The 24,399-nt window shown below is 63.8% G+C and carries 24 protein-coding genes; 7 read left to right on the forward strand and 17 right to left on the reverse strand.

Translation table 11 applies throughout. The annotated features are described in order from the left end of the window. The first annotated feature begins 61 nt into the window (after nucleotides 1-61). A complete protein-coding gene (dapE, locus tag ACFHWW_RS01105) occupies nucleotides 62-1,255 on the forward strand; it encodes a succinyl-diaminopimelate desuccinylase (RefSeq protein WP_379937237.1) in 1,194 nt (397 codons plus the stop codon). Continuing rightward, nucleotides 1,242-1,838 (forward strand): hypothetical protein, encoded by a 597-nt coding sequence (locus ACFHWW_RS01110; protein ID WP_018094024.1) that lies wholly within the window; start codon nucleotides 1,242-1,244, stop codon nucleotides 1,836-1,838. Before dapE ends, ACFHWW_RS01110 begins: the two co-directional genes overlap by 14 nt. A gap of 201 nt (nucleotides 1,839-2,039) precedes the next feature. Here the strand turns inward: ACFHWW_RS01110 and truA are convergent, their stop codons facing one another. The 3 genes from truA to def form a co-directional block, all read right to left on the reverse strand. Next, nucleotides 2,040-2,783 carry a tRNA pseudouridine(38-40) synthase TruA gene (gene truA / locus ACFHWW_RS01115; RefSeq protein ID WP_018094023.1) on the reverse strand — a complete coding sequence of 248 codons (744 nt, stop codon included), beginning with the start codon at nucleotides 2,781-2,783 and terminating at the stop codon, nucleotides 2,040-2,042. Further along, nucleotides 2,783-3,718 (reverse strand): methionyl-tRNA formyltransferase, encoded by a 936-nt coding sequence (gene fmt / locus ACFHWW_RS01120; protein WP_338277819.1) that lies wholly within the window; start codon nucleotides 3,716-3,718, stop codon nucleotides 2,783-2,785. Before fmt ends, truA begins: the two co-directional genes overlap by 1 nt. Before the next feature lie 115 nt (nucleotides 3,719-3,833). Then, complete coding sequence (def, locus tag ACFHWW_RS01125) at nucleotides 3,834-4,358, reverse strand: peptide deformylase (protein WP_338277816.1); 525 nt, start codon at nucleotides 4,356-4,358, stop codon at nucleotides 3,834-3,836. Nucleotides 4,359-4,507: 149 nt separating this feature from the next. Between def and ACFHWW_RS01130 the strand changes: the two genes are divergently transcribed. The 3 genes from ACFHWW_RS01130 (at nucleotide 4,508) to ACFHWW_RS01140 (ending at nucleotide 9,431) form a co-directional block, all read left to right on the forward strand. Then, nucleotides 4,508-5,713 carry a DNA recombination protein RmuC gene (locus tag ACFHWW_RS01130; RefSeq protein ID WP_338277813.1) on the forward strand — a complete coding sequence of 402 codons (1,206 nt, stop codon included), beginning with the start codon at nucleotides 4,508-4,510 and terminating at the stop codon, nucleotides 5,711-5,713. A gap of 103 nt (nucleotides 5,714-5,816) precedes the next feature. Continuing rightward, complete coding sequence (locus ACFHWW_RS01135; protein ID WP_018094020.1) at nucleotides 5,817-6,716, forward strand: ribokinase; 900 nt, start codon at nucleotides 5,817-5,819, stop codon at nucleotides 6,714-6,716. Between the two features lie 348 nt (nucleotides 6,717-7,064). Beyond that, nucleotides 7,065-9,431, forward strand: a complete 2,367-nt coding sequence (locus tag ACFHWW_RS01140; protein WP_379937058.1) for a methyl-accepting chemotaxis protein — start codon at nucleotides 7,065-7,067, stop codon at nucleotides 9,429-9,431. A gap of 81 nt (nucleotides 9,432-9,512) precedes the next feature. On the opposite strand, the gene ACFHWW_RS01145 is transcribed toward ACFHWW_RS01140, so the two are convergent. After that, on the reverse strand, nucleotides 9,513-10,457 hold the full coding sequence (locus ACFHWW_RS01145; protein WP_379937059.1) for a nucleoside hydrolase: 945 nt from the start codon (nucleotides 10,455-10,457) through the stop codon (nucleotides 9,513-9,515). A 164-nt stretch (nucleotides 10,458-10,621) separates the two neighbouring features. On the opposite strand from ACFHWW_RS01145, the gene ACFHWW_RS01150 reads away from it, so the two are divergent. Continuing rightward, complete coding sequence (locus ACFHWW_RS01150; protein WP_018094017.1) at nucleotides 10,622-11,053, forward strand: Hsp20 family protein; 432 nt, start codon at nucleotides 10,622-10,624, stop codon at nucleotides 11,051-11,053. A gap of 48 nt (nucleotides 11,054-11,101) precedes the next feature. After that, nucleotides 11,102-11,359 (forward strand): DUF1150 family protein, encoded by a 258-nt coding sequence (locus ACFHWW_RS01155; RefSeq protein ID WP_018094016.1) that lies wholly within the window; start codon nucleotides 11,102-11,104, stop codon nucleotides 11,357-11,359. Between the two features lie 131 nt (nucleotides 11,360-11,490). Here the strand turns inward: ACFHWW_RS01155 and ACFHWW_RS01160 are convergent, their stop codons facing one another. The 13 genes from ACFHWW_RS01160 to ACFHWW_RS01220 form a co-directional block, all read right to left on the reverse strand. Then, on the reverse strand, nucleotides 11,491-12,189 hold the full coding sequence (locus ACFHWW_RS01160) for a tRNA (guanosine(46)-N(7))-methyltransferase TrmB (protein WP_275596886.1): 699 nt from the start codon (nucleotides 12,187-12,189) through the stop codon (nucleotides 11,491-11,493). Nucleotides 12,190-12,413: 224 nt separating this feature from the next. Next, entirely contained in the window at nucleotides 12,414-13,694 is a 1,281-nt protein-coding gene (gene metK, locus ACFHWW_RS01165) for a methionine adenosyltransferase (RefSeq protein ID WP_100669750.1), read from the reverse strand. A gap of 302 nt (nucleotides 13,695-13,996) precedes the next feature. Further along, nucleotides 13,997-14,416 (reverse strand): helix-turn-helix domain-containing protein, encoded by a 420-nt coding sequence (locus ACFHWW_RS01170; protein WP_003527670.1) that lies wholly within the window; start codon nucleotides 14,414-14,416, stop codon nucleotides 13,997-13,999. A 136-nt stretch (nucleotides 14,417-14,552) separates the two neighbouring features. Continuing rightward, nucleotides 14,553-16,148, reverse strand: coding sequence for an apolipoprotein N-acyltransferase (gene lnt / locus ACFHWW_RS01175; protein WP_379937060.1), 1,596 nt, complete (start codon nucleotides 16,146-16,148; stop codon nucleotides 14,553-14,555). Between the two features lie 153 nt (nucleotides 16,149-16,301). Beyond that, nucleotides 16,302-17,465 carry a hemolysin family protein gene (locus ACFHWW_RS01180; RefSeq protein WP_275596888.1) on the reverse strand — a complete coding sequence of 388 codons (1,164 nt, stop codon included), beginning with the start codon at nucleotides 17,463-17,465 and terminating at the stop codon, nucleotides 16,302-16,304. A 12-nt stretch (nucleotides 17,466-17,477) separates the two neighbouring features. Continuing rightward, a complete protein-coding gene (gene ybeY, locus ACFHWW_RS01185; RefSeq protein WP_100669753.1) occupies nucleotides 17,478-17,984 on the reverse strand; it encodes an rRNA maturation RNase YbeY in 507 nt (168 codons plus the stop codon). A gap of 16 nt (nucleotides 17,985-18,000) precedes the next feature. Beyond that, nucleotides 18,001-19,056: a PhoH family protein gene (locus ACFHWW_RS01190; protein WP_100669754.1), complete on the reverse strand. Its 1,056-nt coding sequence runs from the start codon at nucleotides 19,054-19,056 to the stop codon at nucleotides 18,001-18,003. A gap of 4 nt (nucleotides 19,057-19,060) precedes the next feature. After that, nucleotides 19,061-20,479 (reverse strand): tRNA (N6-isopentenyl adenosine(37)-C2)-methylthiotransferase MiaB, encoded by a 1,419-nt coding sequence (gene miaB, locus ACFHWW_RS01195; RefSeq protein WP_018094010.1) that lies wholly within the window; start codon nucleotides 20,477-20,479, stop codon nucleotides 19,061-19,063. A 113-nt stretch (nucleotides 20,480-20,592) separates the two neighbouring features. Next, nucleotides 20,593-21,459, reverse strand: coding sequence for a lysophospholipid acyltransferase family protein (locus ACFHWW_RS01200; protein WP_379937061.1), 867 nt, complete (start codon nucleotides 21,457-21,459; stop codon nucleotides 20,593-20,595). Nucleotides 21,460-21,679: 220 nt separating this feature from the next. Further along, on the reverse strand, nucleotides 21,680-22,183 hold the full coding sequence (locus tag ACFHWW_RS01205) for a GNAT family N-acetyltransferase (protein WP_379937062.1): 504 nt from the start codon (nucleotides 22,181-22,183) through the stop codon (nucleotides 21,680-21,682). A gap of 60 nt (nucleotides 22,184-22,243) precedes the next feature. After that, nucleotides 22,244-22,900 carry a tRNA (adenosine(37)-N6)-threonylcarbamoyltransferase complex dimerization subunit type 1 TsaB gene (tsaB, locus tag ACFHWW_RS01210; RefSeq protein ID WP_379937063.1) on the reverse strand — a complete coding sequence of 219 codons (657 nt, stop codon included), beginning with the start codon at nucleotides 22,898-22,900 and terminating at the stop codon, nucleotides 22,244-22,246. A 235-nt stretch (nucleotides 22,901-23,135) separates the two neighbouring features. Continuing rightward, entirely contained in the window at nucleotides 23,136-23,702 is a 567-nt protein-coding gene (locus ACFHWW_RS01215; protein ID WP_100669759.1) for a NifU family protein, read from the reverse strand. Nucleotides 23,703-23,858: 156 nt separating this feature from the next. Further along, the gene (locus tag ACFHWW_RS01220) at nucleotides 23,859-24,350 is read right to left on the reverse strand and encodes a universal stress protein (RefSeq protein ID WP_003527692.1); all 492 of its coding nucleotides are present in this window, start codon (nucleotides 24,348-24,350) and stop codon (nucleotides 23,859-23,861) included. Nucleotides 24,351-24,399 lie beyond the last annotated feature (49 nt).

Raw genomic sequence — 24,399 nt, forward strand, 5'->3', positions numbered from 1 at the left:
CCGGCAATCTCTGTTCCCGGACTACATTTTCTGGCCCACCGGCTTCGCAGGCATACCTTCCATGTTCCCGACCGATCCCGTCTCCAATCTCGCTGCCCTCATTCGCTGCCCCTCCGTCACACCCGCCGAGGGAGGCGCGCTGACCACTCTTGAAGCCATGCTGGCACCGGTCGGCTTCAAGGTCGACCGGGTCGTGGCGAAGGAACCCGGAACGCCGGACATCGAAAACCTTTATGCCCGAATCGGGGGCGACGGACCGCATCTGATGTTCGCCGGTCACACCGATGTGGTGCCGGTCGGCGACGAGGCCGCCTGGAGTCGACCGCCCTTCTCCGCCGCGATCGCCGAAGGTGAAATGTACGGACGCGGCGCAGTCGACATGAAGGGCGGCATTGCCTGTTTCGTGGCGGCCGTCGCCCGCCATATCGAGAAGCATGGCGCGCCTGAGGGCTCGATCTCCTTCCTCATCACCGGCGACGAGGAAGGCCCGGCGATCAACGGCACGGTGAAGCTCCTCGAATGGGCGGCGGCAAGGGGTGAGCGCTGGGACGCCTGTCTCGTCGGCGAGCCGACCAATCCGGACGGCATCGGCGACATGATCAAGATCGGCCGGCGCGGGTCGCTCTCCGGCCGGATCACCGTTCACGGCGTCCAGGGCCACGCGGCCTATCCGCACCTTGCGGACAATCCGGTACGCAGCATCCTGCAGCTCGCAAAGGCCCTGATGGATCCGCCCTTCGACGACGGAACGGAAAATTTCCAGCCTTCGAACCTCGAAGTCACGACCATCGACGTCGGCAATTCCGCAGTCAACGTCATTCCCGCGAGGGCGAGCGCCGCCTTCAACATCCGGTTCAACGACCGCTGGACGGCCGAAAGCCTGATGGCGGAGATCGTCGCGCGTCTCGACCGCGCAGCAGCCGACAGCGCGCTGAGACCCGGCCGCGCTCCGGCCAGATACGAGATCGTCTGGAACGAGCGTCCGAGCCACGTCTTCCTGACGCGCAACAACGCGCTCATCGATTCGCTTTCAGGTGCCGTGGAGGCCGTCACCGGGCGGCAGCCGCAGCTGTCGACCACCGGCGGCACATCGGACGCGCGCTTCATCAAGGACTATTGCCCGGTCGTCGAATTCGGCCTCGTCGGCAAGACCATGCACATGGTCGACGAACGCGTCGCCCTTGCCGATCTCGAAACCCTGACCGGGATCTACGAAACCTTCATCGCCCGCTGGTTCGGTCATGCCGCTGCTTGAGGAAGTCCTTGTCTATATCAAGGGGCTGTGGCTGCTGATCCAGGGCAACCACGAAGGCTATCGCTGGCTGGACATCAGCGAGAGCGGGTTGTGGCGCTCCTTCACGGCGATCCTCTGGACGCTGCCGGCGCTGGCCGTGGGCTGGGCCTCATGGCGGCTCTATTATCTCTCGGTGATGCCGACCGGCACGACAGTCGGCATCGGCTTCTTCGGGAAGCTTCTCGCCGTCGACCTGGTGAGCTGGCTGCTGCCGATCGTGCTGATTGCCGTCCTCTCGCGCCCGCTCGGCTTTTCCGTCCTGGTGGTGCCGGTAATCGTCACGACCAATTGGCTCCAGGTCCCGTTGACCTATGCCATGGCGGTACCGGCCGCGTTGCTGCTGGTCATACCCGGCAGCGCCGGTATGGCAGCCCTGTTGTGGCTTCTGCTGCTCGTCGCCAGCTCCGCGCTGCTCTTCCGCCTCTTGCGGACCGTTACCGCCAAGCAGAACCTGCTCGCCGCCGCCCTTGCCGCGATCTTTCTGCTGTCACCGCTGATGATCATGCAGTTCCTGCAGCGCCTGCTCGGCTTGATGCCGGGTTGAGCGGCGGCGTTCGTGAAAGCCCCTCATCCGCCTGCCGGCACCTTCTCCCCATATGATGGGGAGAAGGGACAAGCGGCATGCTCTTCGCGCTCCGTGCAGCCGCTTGCGTGAAAGGTGAACCGAGCGAGCGCCGCTTGTCCCTTCGCCCCGCGTGCGGGGAGAAGGTGGCCGGCAGGCCGGATGAGGGGCTGCTGTTTCCAGCTAGTAATCCACCCGCATGAAGTAAAGCCCGTCCGGCGGGGCGACCGGGCCGCACGCCTTGCGGTCGCGTGCTTCGAGTGCGGTCTGCAGGTCATCCGGCGTCCATTTGCCCTCGCCCACGAGCTTCAGGGAGCCCGCGAAGGAACGGATCTGGTTGTGGAGAAAGCTTTGTGCCGTGGCGCGGATTTCGATGAGCTCGCCCGCACGGGTCACGTCCAGCCGGTCGAGCGTGCGCAAGGGGCTCGTCGCCTGACAGTGGGCCGAGCGGAAGGTGGTGAAATCGTGATGGCCGACGAGGCGCTGCGCCGCCTCGTGCATCGCGTCGTGATCGAGCGGCTTCGGCACCCACCAGGCGCGCCGCGCCTCCAGCGCCAGTGGCGACCGGCGGGAAACGATCCGATAGAGATAATGCCGGCGGATTGCAGAGAAACGCGCATCGAAATCGCCGGGGGCTTCCGCGACATCGAGGATCGACACCCGCTCGCCGGCGAGCGCCAGATGCGCGTTGAGGGCGTTTTGCAGCGTGTACGACTTCCACTCGCGCGTGAGATCGAGATGCGCCACCTGCCCCCTGGCATGAACGCCGGAATCGGTGCGCCCGGCGCCGCGGATCGAGACCGTCTCGCGGGTGAGCGACAGGACCGCCTTCTCGATCGCGCCCTGGATCGAGGGACCGTTGTCCTGCCTCTGCCAGCCGACATAATCGGAACCGTCATATTCGACGGTCAGGCGATAGCGGGGCATCAGGCGATCCTCGCGCCGGCAGCGATGGGCGTGCCGCGCAGGAAATCGGCCGAGGCGAGCGCCTTGCCGCCCGCACGCTGCAATCTCGTCAGCCGCACCGCGCCTTTTCCGCAGGCGATGCTGAGAGTACTATCAAGCACTTCTCCGGGATCACCTTTCCCTTCCGACATCTCGGAGCCAAGCACCTTGACGCGTTCGTGGCGGCCGGCAATGTCGAGTTCGAACCAGGCGCCGGGAAAAGGCGAGAGGCCGCGGATATGGTTGTGCACCTCGGCCGCCGGCCGGGAGAAATCGATGCGGGTCTCTTCCTTCGAAATCTTGGCGGCATAGGCGACGCCCTCTTGCGCCTGCGGCGCGAGCGGAAGCTCGCCGGCCTCGAGCTTGGCCATGGCCTCCGTCATCAGCACCGCTCCGACCTGCATCAGCCGGTCGTGCAATTCGCCGGCCGTCATCGTCTCGTCGATCGGAACCGACTGCGCGAGAGCGACGGGGCCGGTATCGAGCCCCTTGTCCATTTTCATCACCATCATACCCGTCTCACGGTCGCCGGCCATGACCGCCCGCTGGATCGGCGCCGCCCCCCGCCAGCGCGGCAGGAGCGAGGCATGGCCGTTATAGCAGCCGAAGCGGGTGCCGGAGAGTATTTCCTCCGGCAGCAGCAGCCCGTAGGCGACGACGACCGCCACGTCCGCACCGAAATCCCGGAAGGTCTGACGGTCCGCGGCGTCCTTGAAGTTGACGGGCGTCAACACCGGAATGCCGAGGCGCTCGGCAGCCTGATGCACGGAGGATTTCTTGAGGTCGAGGCCGCGCCGGCCGGCCGGCCGCGGCGGCTGCGTGTAGACGGCGGCGATCTCGTGACCCGCCCCGGCGAGCGCCAGGAGCGTCGGCACGGAAAATTCCGGCGTGCCCATGAAGATGATGCGAAGCGGCAAGTGGCGGCCTCCGTCTCTTTCGATTGCCCGTGAGCGGGCGGCGGCTCCAGGTTGAATGCGGCCGCGACGCTAGATCACGATGTTTCAGGCCGGGTCGACCTAAGACATGAACGGATCAGATCGCCTTTGCGCCGCGCGTCTTGGCCGCCTTGGTGAACCTGCGAATCACCATATCTCGCTTGAGCTTGGAGATGTAATCGATGAACAGGACGCCGTTCAGATGGTCGATCTCGTGCTGCAGGCAGGTGGCGAGCAGGCCCTCGGCCTCGACCGCCTGTTCCTTGCCATCGCGATCGACATACTCGACCGTGATCGCGGCGGGTCGCTCGACCTCGGCGTAATAGTCGGGGATCGAAAGGCAGCCTTCCTCATAGACCGAACGCTCCTCGGACGAGCGGACGACCTTCGGATTGATGAAGACGAGCGGCTGTTTCTCCTCTCCCTCCTTCGTCACATCCAGAACCAGGAGGCGCTTCGGCACGCCGATCTGTATCGCGGCGAGACCGATGCCCGGCGCGTCGTACATGGTTTCCAGCATATCGTCGGCGAGCCGGCGAATATCGGCGTCAATGGTCTCCACCGGTGTCGACACCTGGCGCAGAACCGGATCGGGAAGAATGATGAGCGGCTTGATCGTCATGTCGATCCCCATAGCCGATCTTTCCCTCGACGCGCAAGAAAATTGCCAATGCGAAACCCGTGGCGCTCCAAGTGGGAACGACCGGCACGCGAAAATGTATGTTCTCGTTTTGATCTGGTTTTCGCACGCGAATCTGTTAGTCTGCGGCCATGGAGCCCATCCCCTTTTCCTTCGATCAGCCGCTGTTCCTCGTCGGCGCCCTGCCCGTCACGGCCGGCCTCCTCGTCACAGCCGCCGCCCTTCTCGTGGTGCTGTTCTCGGCCATTATGGTGCGGCGCGCCCGTTCGGCTCGCGCGATCGACCGCGAAGAGCAGATGTCGGCGCTCATCGCGGCGCAGACGGAGATGCAGGGACGGATCGCCGCCATGACCGAGGTGCTGGGCGCCCGGCAGGCGGAACTGAACCAGTCGCTCAGCCAGCGCATCGACGGAATGACGCATCGCATCGGCGCCTCGATCAGCGAGCAGACGAAGGCGACGCACGAAAATCTGCGGCGGCTCCAGGAGCGGCTCGCGGTGATCGACAACGCGCAGAACAACATCCAGTCGCTCGCCAAGGATATGGCCGGGCTGCAGAGCATCCTCGCCAACAAGCAGACGCGCGGCGCCTTCGGACAGTCGCGCATGGAGGCGATCGTCGCCGACGGCCTGCCGATGGGCGCCTTCGCCTTCCAGGCGACGCTTTCCAACGGCGCGCGGCCGGACTGCACCATCCGCATGCCGAACGGCCAGCCGCCGCTGGTCATCGACGCGAAGTTTCCGCTCGAGGCCTGGAATTCCATGAGGGACGCGGCGAGCGCCGAACGGCGGCAACAGGCCGCGCAGGCCTTCCGCCGCGACATGGAGGTGCATATCCGCGATATCTCCGGCAAATATCTCCTGCCGGGCGAGACCCAGGATACGGCCTTCCTCTTCGTTCCCTCCGAATCGATCTTCGCCGAAATCCATGAGCATTTCGAAGCGATCGTCCAGAAGGCGCACCGCCAGCGGATCGTCATCGTCTCTCCGTCGCTCCTGCTCCTCTCGATCCAGGTCATCCAGGCGATCCTGAAAGACGCCCGCATGCGTGAGCAGGCCCACCTGATCCAGGGCGAAGTCGTACGGCTGATGGAAGATCTCTCGCGTCTCGATGAGCGCGTACGCAAGCTCCAGGGCCATTTCGCCATGACGCAGAAGGATGTCGAGGACATCCTGATCTCCTCGGACAAGCTGACCCGTCGGGGCGCCAAGATCGAGGCGCTCGAGCTGCAGGCCGAGGGCGATCCGAGACAGGGCGAAAAGCCGGGCGACGGCAGCGGGCGCCCGATGGACGGGCGCATAGGGCAATTGAAGCTGAGAGTGGTTGACGAGGACTGACGGCGTCGGGCACTCTCCGGCAAATGCGTGTGTCGCCCGAAACCCTGCAGCGGTTTGGAATGACGACAGGCGAAAAACAAAGAAGCCGACGGGACGCCTCCACATGATCACTGTTTTTGGATCCATCAACATGGATCTGATCGCCACCACCGCACGCCTTCCGAAGCCCGGCGAAACTGTTGCCGGAATGGACTTTTCCACTGCGGCGGGTGGCAAGGGCGCAAACCAGGCGCTCGCGGCGCGCCGCGCCGGCGCCTCGGTGCGCATGGCAGGTGCCGTCGGCTCCGACGCCTTCGCCGAGGGCGCGCTGGCGCTGCTCAAGGAGGCCGGCACCGATCTCGATCTGACGAAGACCGTCGGCGAGCCGACCGGCACGGCACATATCATCGTCGGCGGCGACGGCGAAAACGTCATCGTTGTGGTCGCCAGCGCCAACGCACGCGTGAGCGAGGACGACGCCGTGAACGCCGTTGCAAGAATGTCTGCTGCCGACACGCTGATGCTCCAGCTCGAAATTCCAGCTGCCTCGGTGGAAAAGGCACTCTCCGAAGCAAAACGGCGCGGCGTCCGATCGATCATCAACATCGCGCCGCTGACGCCGGATGCGGCGCGCCTCGGCCGCATGGCCGATATCGTCATTGCCAACGAGACCGAGTTCGAGCTGCTCGCCGGCAAAGCGGGCATCGCCGGCGCCGAGCGGGAAGAGGCTATGAAGGGGCTGCACGCCGAGACCCGCCAGACCGTGATCGTAACGCTTGGCGCGGAGGGCGTGGTGGCGATTCACGAAGGCGAACTCCATCGCGCGAAGGGGCTCACGATCGAGCCCGTCGATACGGTCGGTGCCGGAGATACCTTCTGCGGCTATCTCGCCGCCGGCCTCGACGCCGGCCTCGCCTTTTCCGAGGCGCTCCGCCGCGCCGCGGTTGCGGGATCGCTGGCCTGCCTCAAGCCCGGCGCGCAGCCCTCGATACCGCTTGCCGCCGAGGTCGCCGCCCGGCTCTGACGCACTTTCCAGGAAAAGTACGCCACGGTTTTCCGTGCGGAAGCGCACCGGTTCAGACTGTTTCAGTGTTTCCATGAAACATTGAAACGCGCCGGAAGACCGTGAGATAAGCGCCCGCCGGCAAGGCCGCCGCGCAAATCCTGCCGCTTGAACCCGGAATCAGATGCGGCGTTGGCCGTATTTTAATCTTTGATCGTCTAATCAGGTCAGCGAGAAGGCCAGCTCCGGTTCGGCCGCTCCTCCATGCCGGTCGGCATCTGGCGCTCCATGAGGGAGCTTCACCCACAGTTCCGAATATGTCGCGCCGCGGGTTCAGCACCTGCGGACCTCTCAGTGCGTGAGGATTTCATGTTCAAGTTCCAAGCCAGATCGCTGGCGACAAAATTGATCGCGGTGACGGGAGGCACGATTGCCCTCGTGCTGCTCGCGTCGAATTACGTGCTTATCTCCCAGACGCGGGACCGTGTCGAAACGCTGGTCTTCGACGGCGCGAAGACGGAAGCGCGGGCGATCGCGGCCGACATCGCGGGAAGCGTCGGCGAACTTGCCGCCGCCGCGCGGACCATGTCGGGCGTTCTCGGGCGCGGCCATGCCGGACAGTCCACCGACCGCGCAGGCGCAATCAATCTCCTGAAGGCCAACCTGGAGCAGCATGGCTTTGCCTTCGGCAGCTGGTTCGCCGAAGAGCCCAAGGCCTATGACGGGAAGGACGTCGTCGACAACACGGAGCTTGGCGGCAATGCCGACGGTGCGTTCACGCCCTATTGGTCCAAGGACCGCAACGGAAATATCCAGCTCTCGACGTTCAAGGCCGATTATGCGGCCGAGTGGTACGGCCTCGCGGCGAAAAGCGGCAAGGGCGCCATCACCCAGCCATATCTCGCCGAGGGCACCGATGTCCCGACCACGATGACGTCGATCGCCTATCCCGTCATGTCGAACGGCAGAATGATCGGCGTTTCGGGTGTAGATATTTCGCTCGCCGCACTCGCCGACCGTCTCTCGGCCGTCAAGCCTTTCGGCTCCGGCCGGGTCTACCTGCTGTCGCAGAGCGGCAAGTGGCTCGCCGCACCCATCCCCGAACTGCTGATGAAGGAATATGACGGCGAAGGCGCCGAGTTGGTGAAAGACGCCCTTTCCGCCGGCACGCCCCGCATGATCGAGAACCTGACTTACGACGGTAACGAGCCTTTCGACCGTGTGGTCTATCCTTTCAGCCTGCCCGACGTGAGCGCGCAATGGCTGGTTCTGGTCGATGTTCCGCGCTCAGCCATCAATGCGCCGGTACGCGATCAGACCTATATGATGATCGTCGGCGGTCTGATGGTCCTCGGCGCGGTGCTCGCCGGCCTCTATTTCGCCGTTCGCCGCTTCGTCCAGAAGCCGCTTGCCGGCCTCGTGGGCGACGTCGAGACGCTCAGCAACGGAGAATATACCCGGCCGATTTCCGGTCAGGAACGCTCCGACGAGACAGGCGCCGTCGCCAGGTCGCTCGAGGGCTTCCGTCACCAGCTCGCCGACAACAGGCGGCTCGAAAGCGAGGCACGTCACGAGAGAGAGCAGGCCGAACTCGAACGCGGACGTTCGGAAAACGAACGCACCGAGGCCAGCGCTCTGCAGCGCGACATCGTCGCACGTCTCGGCAAGGCCCTGTCGCATCTCTCCGCCGGCGACCTCGCCTTCCGCCTTACCGGCGACTTCCCCGGCGAATACGCCCAGCTGAAACGCGATTTCAACGCGACGATGGAGAGCCTCGAAGAGACGATCCGCACCGTCAACCACTCGGTCGTCAATATCGGCAGCGGCACCAGCGAGATATCAGGCGCCGCCAACGACCTGTCGCATCGGACGGAACAGCAGGCAGCAAGTCTCGAGGAGACCGCGGCCGCCCTTGACGAACTGACCTCGCAGGTGAACGCCAGCGCCGAAAACGCCAAGGTCGCCGCGAAATCCGTCGAGGTCGCAAGCAGCGACGCGGAACAGTCCGGCGAGGTGGTGCAGAAGGCGATCGCCGCCATGAATGGCATCGAGCAGTCGTCGCATGAAGTCAGCCGGATCATCGGCGTCATCGATGAAATCGCCTTCCAGACCAACCTTCTGGCGCTCAATGCCGGGGTCGAGGCCGCCCGCGCCGGCGACGCCGGCAAGGGCTTCGCGGTCGTCGCACAGGAGGTCCGCGAACTCGCGCAGCGCTCTGCCAATGCCGCAAAGGAAATCAAGACGCTGATCAATACATCGGCGGGCCAGGTTCGCGAGGGCGTCGACCTCGTGGGCAAGGCAGGCGGCGCGCTCGAGAAGATCGCCGAGCAGGTGGTGCAGATCAACGGGCTCATCCGCCAGATCTCAAGCTCCGCCTCGGAACAGGCGGTGGGCCTCAAGGAGATCAATTCCGCCGTCAATCAGATGGACCAGGTGACACAGCAAAACGCCGCCATGGTGGAAGAGACGACGGCCGCCAGCATGGCGCTGAACGACGAGGCTCGCGCCTTAAGCGCGCTGGTCGCCCGTTTCCAGATCGCCCCGCAGGCCGTTCCGACCCAGGCCCCGGCCGAAATGCTGCGCGGTACGGCCGAGCGGATGCGTGCGGCTGCCCCCGCGGAAAATCGTCCCGCCCAGGCGCCGCGCAGTCCCGCCTACTCGAATTCGACTCAAAAGGTGCTTGCCAAAACATCCGGCGCCAATGCGCTCGCGCAGGACAACTGGGAAGAATTCTGATCGCGGCCCGCACCGGCTGCAAGACGGCGTCCGATCCTCATCGGGCGCCGTCGTCTTTTCCGGGCAAGGCGTACATGGCTCTCAGAGACGGGCCAACCGCTCGATCAAGAGCTCGAAGAAGCCCTCGTCGTCGACGTGCCGCATGACCTTGGCGTTGTGCGCGCGGCCGGTGACCTGCCACCAGTCGACCACGGTCATGCCCGTGGTGAGCGGAGACGCCGTTTCGATCTCGACGTTGCAGTCCCGCCCTGTGAAGAGCTCCGGCCGCAGGATATAGGCGATCACGGTCGGATCGTGCAGCGGCCCGCCGTCGGTGCCGTATTTCTCGATGTCGAAACGCTCGAAAAATTCCAGCATCTCGGCAAGGGCCGCTGCCGCCGGGTTGCCGATCGCGCGGATTTTCTCCACGCGAACCTTCCGTGTCAGAACGCGATGGGTGACATCGAGGGGCATCATCACGATCGGGATGCCGGAGCGGAAGACGATCTCGGCTGCCTCCGGATCGACATAGATGTTGAATTCCGCCGCAGGCGTTATGTTGCCGCCCTCGAAGAAGCCGCCACCCATCATCACGAGCTCGCGTATCGAAGGCGCGATTTCCGGAACCTTCGTCAAGGCCAGCGCGATATTCGTCAGCGGTCCGAGCGTACAAAGCGTCACGGCGCCCGGCGCCTCCGCACGCAGCGTTTCGACGATGAAGTCGACGGCGTGCTGCTCTTGAAGCGGCATCGTCGGCTCGTCAAGCGCAGGGCCATCGAGCCCCGTCTTCCCGTGCACGTGCTCGGCCGTGACGAGCGGGCGGGCGACCGGCCGCTCGGCACCTGCGAAGATCTTCACGTCGGTCCTGTTGCAGAGCTCGCAGACGATGCGGGCGTTGCGGGCCGTCAGTGTCAGCGGGACATTGCCGGCAACCGCGGTGATGCCGAGGAGCTCGATTTCCTCCGGGCTGCCGAGGGCCAGCATGATTGCCGCCGCGTCGTCCTGGCCCGGATCCGTGTCGATGATGATTTTTCTTGCGCTTGACACTTTTCATCTCCCTGCAGGACCGTCGCTCTCAAGTCAGAGACTATGATTTGAGCGGCCTGCGGAGGCAAGCCGCTTGCACTCACTGCACACAGCCACCATATTGCAGGCAGGATGCTGCTTGGCAGGTCCGACACATGGTCGCTTGAGCTGCAAGGGCTTGGAGAATGAGCAGAATAACGCCTTTTACGAGCCCGCTTCTGGTGGGTTTCGACAGCATGGAAAAGACCCTTGAGCGCATCGCGAAGGGCAATGACGGCTATCCTCCCTACAATATAGAGCGAATTCGCGGCGATTCTGCCGCCGACGCGCCGGAACGCCTGCGCATAACGCTCGCGGTCGCGGGCTTCTCGGAGGAAGACCTCGACGTGACGACCGAGGAGAACCAGCTCGTGATCCGCGGCCGTCAGATCGAGACCGGTGAAAGGGAATATCTGCATCGGGGCATCGCCGCCCGGCAGTTCCAGCGGACCTTCGTGCTGGCCGATGGAATGCAGGTTCTCGGCGCGGAATTGCGCAACGGCCTCCTTGCGGTGGACCTGGTGCGCCCCGAGCCCGCCCGTATGGTAAAGAAAATTAATATTTCGGTCCCAGAATAGGATAACCGGCGAGATTTTTTCCTGCGCCGGCGACCACGGAGCATGACCATGGGACTGAAAGCCATCAACACATCGCTGTCGAAGAACGACCTTGCGCATCTTGGCGCAGGCGAGGTCGGCTATATCCGCAAGATGCGTTCTGAGGAGGTCTCCCGTTGCTTTCCGGAAGCGCCCGAGATGGGGCCTGGAATCGATCTGTGGGCCCTGTTCGGCGCCGATGGAACGCCTATCCTGCTGACGGACAACCGCTCCAGCACCTTCTTCAAGGCGGCGGAAGACGACCTTCGCACCGTCACTTTGCATTGAGCGGGTAAGAATTGCCCCTCTCCTCGCAGACGGAGAGGGGACTTAAGCAGCGGCCGCGAATCCCCTTCGCCCCGCGCGCGGGAAAAGGTGGTCGGCAGGCCGGCTGAGGGGCCAAACTCCAGACGCCCGGTTCACCTACGCCGAAAGGTCAGATAGGCCGAACTGCGCCCTTCCCGGCGGGCCTTGGCTTCGTAGCGCGTGCTCGGCCATCCGGCAAAAGGCGTCAGCCAGTCGGCCGCTGTCTCCGCCGTCCATTCGAAAGCCGCGTGGTCGCGGCAATGGATGAGCGTCCAGTTGATGTAGCTATCGATGTCCGAAGCAAAGCAGAAGACGCCGCCCGGCTTCAGGATGCGTGCGAAGCGGTCGAGATTGACCGCGGAGACGAAACGCCGCTTCCAGTGCTTCCGCTTCGGCCATGGATCGGGATAAAGCAGGTCGATCTGGTCGACGGATGCCGCCGGCAGCCAATCCAGCACCTGCGTCGCGTCGTCATCGTAGAGGCGGACGTTCCTGATCGCCTTCGCCTCGATCTGCCCGAGCAGCTTCGCCATCGAATTGACGAAGGGCTCCACCCCGATGAAGCCGGTCGCCGGGTCTTCCGCAGCACGGTGGATCAGGTGCTCTCCGCCGCCGAAGCCGATCTCCAGGCGGATTCTTTCGACGGGCTCGGGAAAAAGGGCCGTCAGATCGGCCGGAGCCGGCTTCTCGAGATCGAGCTTCAAAAGGGGCAGCAGGTGTTCGAGATGGGCCGCCTGGCGCTCCCGCAAGGGCTTGCCCTTGCGGCGGCCGAAGAAAGCCTCCGTTGCTCTGGCACCGCGCGTTTCGGTCATGTCGTTCTTCCCATAGATGAAGCAGGCTGCGGGTAGAGGACGCACATCGTTTTCCTCATCCAGCTCCGCATCCATGATTTCCGATCGAGCCAAGCCCGAAATCACAATGAAGGAGGCGGACGCTCCTCTCCGGAGCGCCCGCCTGACTGTTGCCACGGCTGATAACAGGCGGCTGCGATATCTTCAATACGCGGCTTCTTCCGAAGCTGCCTCGCCGGCAGGGCTTACGCCGCGCGGCTCGCCGCTCTTCCGTTGACGGACGAGGAGTCGCTCTCGATCGCCTCTTTCAGCGGCTTGACCAGGTCGAGCTTCTCCCAGGAGAAGGAACCGTCGCGGCCGGCCTTGCGGCCGAAATGGCCGTAGGCGGAGGTCTTGGCATAGATCGGCCGGTTGAGGTCGAGATGGCGGCGGATGCCCGTCGGCGACAGGTCCATCGTCTTGCGGATGGCGCTCTCCACCTGATCTTCCGAGACCTTTCCGGTGCCGTGCAGGTCGACATAGATCGACAGCGGCTGGGCTACGCCGATCGCGTAGGAAAGCTGGATGGTGCAGCGCTCGGCGAGGCCCGCCGCTACGACATTCTTGGCAAGGTAGCGGGCCGCATAGGCGGCCGAGCGGTCGACCTTGGTCGTGTCCTTGCCGGAGAAGGCACCGCCGCCATGCGGAGCCGCGCCGCCATAGGTGTCGACGATGATCTTGCGGCCGGTAAGGCCCGCGTCGCCGTCCGGTCCACCGATGACGAACTTGCCGGTAGGATTGATGTACCAGGTGCAGTCGTCGGCGATCTTCAGGTCCCCGAGCGCCTCACGGATATAGGGTTCGACCACGGAGCGGACCTTGGTGGAATCCCAGCTCTCGTCGAGATGCTGGGTGGAAAGAACGATCGAGGTGGCCTCGGCCGGCTTGCCGTCGACGTACCGCACCGTCACCTGGCTCTTGGCGTCCGGACCAAGCTTGGCGACTTCGCCTTCGCCCTTCTTGCGGGCCGCGGCGAGCAGATTGAGGATGCGGTGCGAATAGTAGATCGGCGCCGGCATGAGCTCGGCGGTCTCGCGGCAGGCATAGCCGAACATGATGCCCTGATCGCCCGCGCCTTCTTCGCCCTGCTTGTCGGCGGCGTTGTCCACGCCCTGCGCGATGTGTGCGGACTGGAAGTGCAGAAGAACGTCGATTTTCGCAGTCTTCCAATGGAAGCCGTCCTGCTCATAGCCGATGTCGCGGATCGCCTTGCGGGCCGCCGACTTGAACTTCGAGGGATTGATGACGTCGACGCCGTTCTTGTCTTTCTTGAGAAGGCTCGGCGGCAGCCTGACCTCTCCGGCGATGACCACACGATTGGTCGTCGCCAGCGTCTCACAGGCGATGCGCACAGTCCACGGATCGACGCCGGTCTTTGCGGCTTCGCGGTAGACCAGATCCACGATTTCGTCGGAGATACGGTCACACACTTTGTCCGGATGACCTTCGGCTACGGATTCACTTGTGAACAGGTAGTTTGCGCGCATGCGGGAAGTCCCCTCAATGAAAGAAGCGGTCCAAACGTTTAGTGGTTTTGCCGGTGAAAAACAAGCACACAACGACATAAATATATCTTTATATCGGCATCGCTGCGACGTTCCGCTTTCCCGAAGATGCGGACTTGAGGGAAAATTTTCGCTCGCGGGAGTGAGCCGCCGCCAGCGCGCCTTGTCGGATGCGCAGCCTCGAAGCGCTGCCGTCCCTATCGGCAGGGTTGGAGCTCGGACAGCAGTCTCCATACGAAAAAAGCGGCTTGATGCCGCTTCTTTCGTGCCGGGCGACTTGCCGCCTATTCGCTCTCCGCCTCGGCGGCCAGTGCTTTAACGAGGTCTACCAGCTTGCGCCGGACCTTCGGGTCGGAAATTTTCACGAAGGCGCGGTTGAGCTGCAGCCCTTCCGAGGAGGACAGGAAATCGACGACGTAGTTGGAGCTCGACGCCTCGGCCATCCCCGGCCCGGTGCCGCCGCCATCGCCCGGGGCATCCTCGAAGAAGAACGACACCGGCACGTTGAGTATCTGCGAAATGTTCTGCAGCCGGCTCGCGCCGACGCGGTTCGTGCCTTTTTCGTACTTCTGGATCTGCTGGAAGGTAATCCCCAGACTCTCGCCGAGCTTCTCCTGGCTCATGCCAAGCATCGTCCGACGAAGGCGAATCCTGCTACCGACATGAATGTCGATCGGGTTCGGTTTCTTCTTATTCTCGATCATATTCGCCTTCCTAAACACGCTGTTTACGTTACCAGCAACCCCGCATTGCAAAATATGCGCTGCGGCAACCCTGTCACGCTCGACGGCAGGCGAAGGTTGATGGCGAAATACACTATGCAATTTTAGGGGTTTTACGTCAATTCTTCCTAATATTAAAACCTGAGCGCGATATTACTGCAACCAGAAATAGAATTCCCATCGTCAGCCAAAAAATTTGGCTGCGCGTTGCGATATTTGTGAGCGTAGGCAGTTTTCCCGGCAGAATTGTGTCTAGAACCCCCTTGTAATTGTAGCCCAATACTAGCACTAAAACACCACGTGCATCAACAACTGCTGAAATACCAGTATTCGCGGCACGAATCATCGGAGTTCCGGTTTCGACCGCGCGGAGCTGCGCCTGATGGAAATGCTGACGCGGGCCGGGGGTATCGCCGAACCAGGCGTCGTTGGTGATGTTGAGGAGCGCGTCTGCGAGCCGGGCATTGCCGTCCACCTCGTCGGCGAAGATCGCCTCGTAACAGATCATCGGATAGATCCGCCGGCCGCCCGGCAAGGTCAGCATCGGGCGGGTGCTGGCCGCCGAGAAACCGCCCGGCATCGAGGCCGCGACGGAGCTCAGGCCCCAGGAGGTCAGCAGATCCTCGAACGGGAGGTATTCACCGAAAGGCACCAGATGCACCTTGTCCGCCGCACCGACGATCTGCCCTCGATCGTCGATCACATAGACCGAATTGTAATAGCGCGGCGGCAGTCCGGCACCGGCATCCTCGACCCTGACGGCGCCGGCGACGAGAACTTGCCCGTCCTGGAGAACGTCGGCGATCCGCGCCAGGGCGTCGGGATTGTCGGTGAGGATGAAAGGGATCGACGTTTCCGGCCAGACGACGATGTCCGGCCGTTTGGCGCCATCCTGGACCGGGGCGGCCGTCAGCGAGAGATGGTCCTCGAAAATCGACGCACGCTCGCGGTCGTCGAGCTTCTTGGCCTGGTCGATAACCGGCTGGACGACGCGGACGCTCATCTCCGGCTGGAGCGGCACCGGTGCCGGCTGGGCGAGCCGGTAAAAGCCGAAAGCGACATGCGCCGCAAAGAGCGCTGCGGCGATGGCGAGACCGGCGCGCGCGCCCTTGCCCGTCCAGATCAGAGCCGGCGCGGCGAAGACGAAAACGGCCAGCATGTTGATCGTCGAAAGATTGACGACGCTGGCCGACTGCATCATCAAGGGCATCGGCATGGCCGCATAGCCGATGGCATTCCAGGGGAAGCCGGTAAAGAGAAAGCCGCGCAGCCATTCGGCGATGCCGAAGCCGAGCGCGAGGGCGGCGATCCGGCCCCAGCCGTCCGACCAGAGGCTGCGGGCAATGACGACAGCCAGCGCGTAAAAGAGCCCCAGAACGGCCGGGAGGCCGACGACGGTGAGCGGCAGCGCCCAGGCGAACGCGTCCGCCTCGACCAGAAGCGCATTGCCCAGCCACCAGAGACCACCCAGGAAATAACCGAAACCGAAGGACCAGCCGATCGCCGCGGGCGGCATCAGCCGCCGCAGCACGCAGTCGCCGGGGTCGGGCGCCACCCCGTCGATCAGCCAGACAAGGACGGGAAAGGAGACGAAAGCCGCCGCGAAAATGCCGAAGGGCGGCTGGGCAAGCACCGCCAGAAGGCCGGCGAGAAAGCCGACGAATGTTCGGGACACGCCCGAGAGAAGTATGATTCTGCCTGCCAGTCTTTCCATTGAACCTCCCGTCGGCGCCGGACGTGGGGGAGACCTTGCGCGGGACCCTGTCCTCGAGGATTCAAGGACACACGCAGCACGACCGAATCAATCGGCGGCAGTCTTCCAAAAAAGTGGCTGCTTGTCCCCTCTCAAGGCGACGGCGAGCCGGCCCTATTCGAACGAGGACGGGGGCTGGGCACCCGCCCCAGTGGGGCCGGCCGTGGTGAACGCATCGGGCAACGGCTCCTTCTCGACCTTCGGCAGGCGGCGGCGTGACGGCGGACGCTTGCGCATGATCCTGACGCGTTTGACGCGACGCGGATCGGCATCGAGAATCTGGAATTCGAAGCCGGGAATCGCCTGGACCACCTCGCCGCGGACAGGAATCCGGCCGAGCGATGCGAAGACCAGTCCGCCCAGCGTATCGACATCCTCGAGTTGCTCGCGCACGTCGAAGTCCGGTCCGACGGCCTCGGCGATCTCCTCGAGCTCCACCCGGGCGTCGGCGACGAAGACGTCGTCCGAGCTGCGCGCGAACATCACTTCCTCGTCGTCATGCTCGTCCTCGATGTCGCCGACCACCATTTCGACGATGTCCTCGAGTGATACGAGACCGTCCGTTCCGCCGTATTCATCGATGACGAGTGCCATCTGGATGCGCGCGGCCTGCATGCGCTGCATGAGATCCGAGGCGAGCATCGACGGCGGCACGAACAGGAGCTGCCGGACGATCCCCGCCTCCTCCACCGTCTTGTCGAGATCGACGCGAGAAAGATCGAAGCCTGCCTTCATCTGCCGGGGCGCCCTTTCGGGCTTGTCGCCATTCGCCGTCGTCGCCGCATGAGCTTTGCCGTTGCGGCGGCGGTTGCGCGCCTGCTTGGTCACATAGGCAAGAAGGTCACGGATGTGCACCATGCCGCGAGGGTCGTCGAGCCCCTCGCTGTAAACCGGCATGCGCGAGCGTCCCGACTCCTCGAAGAGCACCATGAGCTCGCCGATGGTGATATTCTGGTCCACCGCTTCGATGTCGGCTCGCGGAACCATCACGTCCTCGACCCGAACCTCGCGGAAGCGGAGGATGTTGTTGAGCATAGCCCGCTCTTCGGGCGAGAAAGCCGCATTGCCTTCGGCGTCCGTCATGAGCGCATCGGCGAGATCCTCGCGCAGGCTCGACGGGCTCACACCGCGCAACAGACGCGCGGCACGGCTCCAAAATGATGATGTGGATTTGCTGCCCTCGAATCGGGCGGCGGTACTACTACCGGCCTCGGTGTCGCCGGAGGCTTCCGCCTCCTCGGTCGCGACAGCGGCCGGCTGTGTCTTGAAGTCGCTCATCGTTCCAAACTGTCAATGCGGGGGTTGGTCCCCGTAGGGATCAGATAGGCCAAGACGCGCCAAAATGCGAGTCTCCAACCCCTCCATTCTCTCCGCTTCGTCGTCTTCGATATGATCATACCCGAAAAGATGCAGGAATCCATGAACGAGAAGATGCGTCAAATGGGCGTCGAAGGGCTTTTCGAGCTCCACCGCCTCCCGCCTGAGCGTCTCATGGGCGACCACGATGTCGCCGAGCATCGGCCCCGGCATCCTGCCCGGCGTCACCGGAAAAGCGGGAAAGGACAGAACATTCGTCGCCTTGTCCTGGCCTCGCCACTCCGCGTTTATCGCCCTGATCGACTGATCGTCGGTGAAGACCAGCGACAGTTCCGCCGCCTGTGCGGGCAGCGGCTGCTTCTCCTCACGCGCGAGAAAATCGGCCGCTGCCTCGAGAACACGCTCGCAAAAAGACCGAAGCTCGTCTTCGGGCGGCCAGTCTCCTGCCTCGACGCTGATCTGAATGTCCAATGCCGTCATGATAAACGCGGCCGCCTCAGCGATCGCTCTGCTCGCTCTCGTCGTGAACCGCCGTCTGGCTGTCATAGGCCCTGACGATCCGCGCCACCAGAGGATGACGGACGACGTCGGCATCCTTGAAGCGGATCACCGAGACGCCCTCCACGCCCTTGAGTATCTGCAGCGCCTCCACGAGCCCGGACTTTACGCCGCGCGGCAGGTCGACCTGACTCGGATCGCCGGTGACGATCATCCGGCCGTTCTCGCCGAGACGGGTCAGGAACATCTTCATCTGCATCGACGTCGTGTTCTGCGCCTCGTCGAGGATCACGGCGGCATTGGCAAGCGTGCGCCCGCGCATGAAGGCGAGCGGCGCGATCTCGATGACCCCCGCGGTGATTGCCCGCTCGACCTTGTCGCCCGGCATCATGTCGTACAGCGCGTCATAGAGCGGACGCAGATAGGGATCGACCTTCTCCTTCATGTCGCCGGGCAGGAAGCCGAGACGCTCGCCCGCCTCTACAGCCGGACGCGAGAGGATGATCCGGTCGACCGCGCCACGCTCCAGGAGCTGGGCGGCATGGGCGACGGCGAGATAGGTCTTGCCCGTGCCCGCAGGACCGACGCCGAAGACGAGCTCGGCCCGCTCCATGGCGCGGATATAGGAATCCTGCATCGGCGTGCGCGCAGCGATTGTCTTCTTGCGCGTCGAAATCTGCGCCATTGTCAATTTGGCTTTGCGCTCCATCGTCGGCAACTGTAGCTGATCGTCGGCGGCGACCGCCATGCGGATCGCACCTTCGACATCGGATGTATCGATCGAAGCGCCACTCTGCAGCCTTCCGTAGAGATAGTCGAGGGCACGGCGCGCCTGATTGGTTGCGACGACGTCACCGGAGATGGCGACGGAGTTTCCCCGCGGCCGGGCGTCGATGCGCAATCGCTCTTCCAGCAATTTCAGATTCTGGTCGAACTGACCGAAGAGCTCGCTCGCAAAGCGGTTGTTCTCGAAGGTGAGCACGAAGTGATTGGCGTCCGTCGCGGATGTCTTCGACTGGCGAGATGAGGAAGAAATCAGTTCGTGTCCGTTCAAGCGGTCAGCTCCTCGCGTCCGATTCCCCGATCATCTCGGCAAACAGGCTGTTCGGCCCGGCCTTGGTGATTCGCACTCTGATAATGTCACCGATTTGCGATGCTTTTGCATCAACATTCACGGGCTGCAGCCACGGCGACCGGCCGACGAGCTGCCCCGGCATGCGGCCCGGCTTCTCCAGGAGCAGGTCGATCTCCCGACCCACACAGGCCTCGGCGAAACCGCGCTGCTGCTTTACGAGCAAAGCCTGTAATATTTCCAAACGCTTGGCCTTCACGTCCTCGGGAACCTGTTCCTTGAGCTCGGCGCCCGGCGTGCCGGGACGCGTCGAATACTTAAACGAGAAAGCCTGTGCATAGTTCACTTCCTCGACAAGTCGGAGGGTATCCTCGAAGTCCTGATCGGTCTCGCCGGGAAAGCCGACGATGAAATCGCCCGAAAGCGCCAGGTCGGGCTGCGCCGCACGAATGCGCTCGACGAGCGCCAGGTATTCGGCAGCCGTGTGGCGCCGGTTCATCGCCTTCAGGATACGGTCGGAGCCCGACTGGACCGGCAGGTGCAGATAGGGCATCAGCTTCGCCATCGACCGGTGCGCCTCTATGAGGCTGTCGTCCATGTCGCGCGGATGGCTGGTGGTATAGCGCAGGCGTGCAAGGCCGTCGATTTCGCCGAGGCGCCGCAAGAGGTCGCCAAGGCTCCATTCGCGCCCATGCGGACCCTCGCCGTGCCAGGCGTTGACATTCTGTCCGAGCAGGGTGATTTCGCGCACGCCGCCCTCGACGAGCTTCTCCGCCTCCGCCACGATCTGTGACACCGGGCGCGAGACTTCCGAGCCGCGCGTGTAGGGTACCACGCAGAAAGTGCAGAACTTGTCGCAGCCTTCCTGGACGGTCAGGAAAGCCGTGACGCCCCGCGCACGGGTCTTGGCCTTATCGGGCGCCGGCAGATGGACGAACTTGTCCTCGATGGCATAGTCCGTTTCCACGATACGCTGGCCGGCGCGAGCCCGCTTCAGCGCCTCGGGAAGGCGATGATAGGTCTGAGGGCCTATGACGAGATCGACCGCCGGGACGCGGCGGAGAATCTCGTCGCCCTCCGCCTGGGCCACGCAGCCGGCCACGCCGATCAGCATCTCGCGGCCCTCGCGCGCCTTTGCCTTCTTCAGTTCGCGCAGGCGACCGAGCTCGGAATAGACCTTCTCGGCAGCCTTTTCGCGGATATGACAGGTGTTGAGCAGCACGAAATCGGCGTCTTCCAGGACATCGGTCGCAACATAGCCGTCGCGCGAGAGCGCATCCGACATGCGGTCGGAGTCATAGACGTTCATCTGGCAGCCATAGGTCTTGACGAAGACCTTGCGCGCCGGAACGTTCAGGTCGCCCGCCTCGGGCGACGTCGACAGAAGAGCGGTTTCCTGGGTCATGCGGGTTCTTTAGTGCATAGCGCCCCAAAGTTGAAGCATTTTCGGGCCGGCACGGCGCGAGCCGCGACCGGCCACCCTTTCAGGGTGATCCCGGATTGAGGCATTTGAGAGTACTACCGCGACCTTCGCGCATCCGACGGGACGTCGGGCGCCGCAGAGAGCGCGGCCGGCTCGAGCTTCGCGGCGGATCGGGAACGCCCTCGCAGCCGATCCGACAGCATTTTGCGGATACGCTGCTCGATGAGGCGGCTCACTTCCTTGCGGTTCGCGTGCCGGTCATAATCCACCGCCTCGCCGAAATCGACATCGACCTCCAGGGCTCCCTCTCTGAGCACCCCGAGAAGGTGCGGCACCAGACCGATGTCGCCCGGCCATGCGGCGATCGGCCGATGATAGCGACCCATCGGCATGCCGTGGATGCCGGTGTAGGAAATCGCCAGCGGCTGGACATGAACCACGCCGGTCGGCGACTGCGGGACCGCCGAAGCGGCCGCGCCGAACAGCGAGGTCTTGATGTCGAGCAGCCGGTTGCCGTCGGAGGTCGTTCCTTCCGGGAAGAGCACGACGATTTCCCCATCGGCGAGCCGTCGCCCGATGTCATTGACCTGGTGCCCGGTGGTGCGCTTCTGCTCGCGCTCCACGAAAACCGATGCCTGAAGGCGGCCGAGAAGCCCGAATACCGGCCAGCTCTTGACGTCCGACTTGGCAACGAAAACGACGTCCGCCACCGAGGAAAGCACCAGGATATCCTTCCAGGAGACGTGATTGGCGCTGAGGAGCAAGGGACGCCGGCGGTCGAGCTCGCCATGGACGCGGACGCGCAGGCCGAGCAGCAGGCAGGCGACGCGATGCCAGTGACGCGGCAGCCGGCGCCGCGGTTTCAGATCGAGCCAGAGGCAAAGGATCTGGACCGGCATCAGCACCAGCGAGACCATGACGAGCAGCATGCCGCAAAGAGCGACCCGCACCCAATTGATCATCCGCAGGCACCTTCCAAACTGCGCTTCACCGTTTGCGTGAAATCATGAACGTGATCTGTTCCAAAGGGTTGAGACGCGGGATACGGGCGAAAACCGCATACGCCTTCCTCATCTCGCTCCAGAGCATTTCCAGGAAAAGTGTGTACCGGTTTTCCGTCCGGAAGTGCGTTGGCCCAAAGGGTTAGAGCATTTCGGTGTTTCCATGAAACAGCGAGATGCTCTAACGAAGATCGAGCCGCATGACAAGCGCCGCGCTGCGCTCGCCGGGCCGCACCTCGTAATAGGCCTTCCGCTCCCCGACCTTACGGAAGCCGAGCTTTCCGTAGAGACCGATCGCGGCCTGGTTCGTCTCGTCGACTTCCAGGAACAGTGCCTCTGCTCCCTTGACGGCGGCCTCCCGCATCGCCGCCTGCATGAGGCGCCAGCCGAGACCGGAGCGCGCGTAGCGGGGGTCGACCCCAATCGTCAGTATCTCGGCCTCGCCGGCGACCGCCCGCGACAGGACGAAGCCGCCGAAGGCCGGCCGGAACATGCCGTTGGCATTGGTCTGGCGCGCGACGAATCCGAACACTGTCTCCTGACTCAGGAGTCCATGGATTTCGCCGTCGCTCCAGGCGGCGGCAAAGCGCTGGCGATGCAGCGCGGCCGCGGCGCCGAGATCGGCCTCTTCAAGCGCAAAAATGTCGAATTCGGCGCGGCGGGTGAAATAGTCGGTAAGGCTCATCGGGGCGTTTCTTGGACGTTCTGGAGAATATACGGGCGAATGGCGCTTGGCGTCTTCCGGTCAGGCGCGGGTCACGGCGAATCCCGCCTGGGGCTTGGCGTCCGGTCCGCGCAGATAAAGCGGCTTAGGACGCGCAGAAGCCGGATCGGCCGCCGCGCCCAGCCGGGCGAGGATCGCCATATCGATCTCGTCCGGCTTGCCGCCCGCCGCGCCGGTGACGGCAAGGGCACCGGAGCCGCAGACGATGCCGGCGAAACCGGAAAAGCGCCGGCGCGCTTCCTCGGCGGCCAGGATTTCCGCCTCCCCTTGCGGCCGTCCCGAAGCATCGAAGGCCTGGAGGTAAAGCTCGTCCCGTTTGGCGTCGAGGACGACGAGCACCGGCTGGCCGCCCTGTTTCAGCCGCGCGCTTTCGGCGACGACCTGAAGCGTCGTGACCCCGACTGCCGGCTTTCCGAGCGCCAGGGCAAGGCCGCGCGCAGCGGCAACGCCGACACGGATCCCGGTGAACGATCCCGGACCTATCGTCACGGCAATCCGATCGATCTCGCCGAGTTCACGGCCCGAGACGCTCAAGGCCTCATCCACGAATTCCATGAGGCGCTCCGCATGGCCACGTCCGATTTCCGCGCCCGCGCATGCCAGAAGCTCTCCGGAGCCGCCGTCGCAGACGGCAGCGAAACAACCGGACCCGGATGTATCAATGGCAAGAACTAGCATTTCAGCCGCGGTCTCCTCCCTGCGTCCTGCGATCGGTGCGGCTGCGAGGGTGCGCAACCGCAATTACCGCATCTACAAGTCGCTGCGGCACGTCGGAATCACACCTGTGATTCTATCCCAAAAACCACACCGGCATAAGGAATATGGAAAACGATATAAGGAAAATGAAGCCGAACTGGAAGCGAAGGATGCGCGGGCCCGCCATGCAGGTTTCCGCGCCTCGACCCGCTTCGGATCAGACGGATTCGACCGCTTCGACTTCAGGAACGAAGTGGCGCAACAGGTTCTGCACGCCGTGCCTCAAGGTCGCGGTCGAAGAGGGGCAGCCGGCGCATGCGCCTTTCATGTTCAGGAACACCGTTCCGTCCTTGAAGCCGCGGAAGGTGATGTCGCCGCCGTCCTGGGCGACGGCGGGCCGAACCCGCGTCTCGAGCAGTTCCTTGATCGTGGCGACGATCGCCTCGTCGCCCTCGTCGAAGAACTCGTCCTCCTCATCCGTCTGCTCGGCACGGCCGGCGCCCGACATGATCGGCTGCCCCGACATGAAATGCTCCATGATCGAGCCGAGGATCGCGGGCTTCAGGTGCTGCCACTCCTGCGCTTCCTTGCTAACGGTTATGAAGTCATAGCCGAAATAGACGCCGGTGACGCCGGGGATCGAGAAGAGCCGAGCCGCAAGGGGCGATCCTGCAAGGGCCTCTTCTTCGCTCCGGAATTCGGCGGTGCCGTTCTCCATTACCACCTTGCCCGGCAGGAATTTCAAAGTGGCGGGATTCGGTGTGGCTTCGGTCTGGATGAACATGTCTCACTCCGTTCTGCCGGGAGCGCTCCTCGACCGGCTTTTTAGAATTGTTCCAAAATATAGGAGCCTCGGGTGGAGCCCGCAAGGCGTAATAGCGTGATTCAAAGCGCTACAGCGACCTTTGCTCATGTGATGGGACGCGCAGCGCTGTGGAGATCAGGTCAACGCGTCGATTTCCTCATCCGTCAGAAGGTCTGGAATGACCGTGACCGGAATCGGGAAGGCCGCGGCCTTCCCGGCAATGGACGAAACGAGCGGCCCCGGGCCTTCCTTCGCCGATCCGGCCGCCAGCACCAGGATCGCGATGTCACGGTCCTCTTCGATGGCGGCGTGAATCTGTTCCGTGGCGATGCCCTCGCGAATGACGATTTCCGGCTCGATGCCGATCCGTTCGCGCACCGTCTGCGCGATCTTGGCGAGCGTCGCCTCGGCCTCGTCCCGCGCTTCGGCGCGCATGATCTCCTCGACCCCCAGCCATTGCTGGAAGTCGCCGTCGGCGATCACGTAGAGCAGCACGAGGCCGCCATTGGAATTCTTCGCGCGCATACCGGCATAATGCACGGCGCGGCCGCATTCGGGCGTGTCGTCGATCACCGCCATGAACTTGCGGCGATGGCCTTCCATTCGTGAGAGTCGGGTTGAAACCATGCGGTGAACATTACAACGCCGCGCGGCGCCCGCAAGGTCTCATTTTCGT

Origin of the sequence: Sinorhizobium sp. P24N7, from assembly GCF_042436655.1 — a bacterium.
Taxonomy (GTDB): domain Bacteria; phylum Pseudomonadota; class Alphaproteobacteria; order Rhizobiales; family Rhizobiaceae; genus Sinorhizobium; species Sinorhizobium meliloti_A.

Bases quoted from the DNA above. Each gene is read 5' to 3' on its own strand.
- dapE (WP_379937237.1), top strand. From the start codon at position 62: ATGTTCCCGACCGATCCCGTCTCCAATCTCGCTGCCCTCATTCGCTGC.
- ACFHWW_RS01110 (WP_018094024.1), top strand. From the start codon at position 1,242: ATGCCGCTGCTTGAGGAAGTCCTTGTCTATATCAAGGGGCTGTGGCTG.
- truA (WP_018094023.1), bottom strand. From the start codon at position 2,783: ATGCCCCGCTATCGCCTGACCGTCGAATATGACGGTTCCGATTATGTC.
- def (WP_338277816.1), bottom strand. From the start codon at position 4,358: ATGACGATCAAGCCGCTCATCATTCTTCCCGATCCGGTTCTGCGCCAG.
- ACFHWW_RS01130 (WP_338277813.1), top strand. From the start codon at position 4,508: ATGGAGCCCATCCCCTTTTCCTTCGATCAGCCGCTGTTCCTCGTCGGC.
- ACFHWW_RS01135 (WP_018094020.1), top strand. From the start codon at position 5,817: ATGATCACTGTTTTTGGATCCATCAACATGGATCTGATCGCCACCACC.
- ACFHWW_RS01140 (WP_379937058.1), top strand. From the start codon at position 7,065: ATGTTCAAGTTCCAAGCCAGATCGCTGGCGACAAAATTGATCGCGGTG.
- ACFHWW_RS01150 (WP_018094017.1), top strand. From the start codon at position 10,622: ATGAGCAGAATAACGCCTTTTACGAGCCCGCTTCTGGTGGGTTTCGAC.
- ACFHWW_RS01155 (WP_018094016.1), top strand. From the start codon at position 11,102: ATGGGACTGAAAGCCATCAACACATCGCTGTCGAAGAACGACCTTGCG.
- ACFHWW_RS01160 (WP_275596886.1), bottom strand. From the start codon at position 12,189: ATGACCGAAACGCGCGGTGCCAGAGCAACGGAGGCTTTCTTCGGCCGC.
- metK (WP_100669750.1), bottom strand. From the start codon at position 13,694: ATGCGCGCAAACTACCTGTTCACAAGTGAATCCGTAGCCGAAGGTCAT.
- ACFHWW_RS01170 (WP_003527670.1), bottom strand. From the start codon at position 14,416: ATGATCGAGAATAAGAAGAAACCGAACCCGATCGACATTCATGTCGGT.
- lnt (WP_379937060.1), bottom strand. From the start codon at position 16,148: ATGGAAAGACTGGCAGGCAGAATCATACTTCTCTCGGGCGTGTCCCGA.
- ACFHWW_RS01180 (WP_275596888.1), bottom strand. From the start codon at position 17,465: ATGAGCGACTTCAAGACACAGCCGGCCGCTGTCGCGACCGAGGAGGCG.
- ybeY (WP_100669753.1), bottom strand. From the start codon at position 17,984: ATGACGGCATTGGACATTCAGATCAGCGTCGAGGCAGGAGACTGGCCG.
- miaB (WP_018094010.1), bottom strand. From the start codon at position 20,479: ATGACCCAGGAAACCGCTCTTCTGTCGACGTCGCCCGAGGCGGGCGAC.
- ACFHWW_RS01200 (WP_379937061.1), bottom strand. From the start codon at position 21,459: ATGATCAATTGGGTGCGGGTCGCTCTTTGCGGCATGCTGCTCGTCATG.
- ACFHWW_RS01205 (WP_379937062.1), bottom strand. From the start codon at position 22,183: ATGAGCCTTACCGACTATTTCACCCGCCGCGCCGAATTCGACATTTTT.
- tsaB (WP_379937063.1), bottom strand. From the start codon at position 22,900: ATGCTAGTTCTTGCCATTGATACATCCGGGTCCGGTTGTTTCGCTGCC.
- ACFHWW_RS01215 (WP_100669759.1), bottom strand. From the start codon at position 23,702: ATGTTCATCCAGACCGAAGCCACACCGAATCCCGCCACTTTGAAATTC.
- ACFHWW_RS01220 (WP_003527692.1), bottom strand. From the start codon at position 24,350: ATGGTTTCAACCCGACTCTCACGAATGGAAGGCCATCGCCGCAAGTTC.